The sequence below is a fragment of the Paracoccus sp. S4493 genome (assembly GCF_000967735.1).
Classification (GTDB): Bacteria; Pseudomonadota; Alphaproteobacteria; order Rhodobacterales; family Rhodobacteraceae; genus Paracoccus; species Paracoccus marcusii.
In genome coordinates this window covers 1-320 of the sequence record NZ_JXYF01000420.1, presented here as the reverse complement: position 1 = coordinate 320, position 320 = coordinate 1, and the positions used below count along the sequence as shown (strand labels likewise).

At 65.6% G+C, this 320-nt stretch carries 1 pseudogene; it reads left to right on the top strand.

What is annotated here, in order from left to right:
• Positions 1-320 (top strand): annotated as a pseudogene (locus TW83_RS21505) (Y-family DNA polymerase); the annotation flags it as partial.

Genomic DNA, 320 nt, shown 5'->3' with positions numbered 1-320 from the left:
TGTAATGCGTCGCATTCCTGTCGGAGAAATCTGGGGCGTCGGGTCCGCGACCGAGGCCAAGCTGAAGGCTCAGGGGATCAAGTCTGCCGCCGACTTGCGGGATCTGCCTCTGCCCCTTGGCCGCAAGATCGGCACGGTTGTCCTTGAACGCCTGGTGGCCGAGCTGCGCGGGCTGTCGTGCATTGATTTTGAGGACGTGCCCCCACAGCGCAAGGGTATGGCCGTCACCCGCTCTGCGGGCACGCCCATGACCAGTTTCGACACGCTGGCCCAGGCCATCACCGCGCATGCCACAAGGGCGGCCGAGAAGCTGCGCCAGC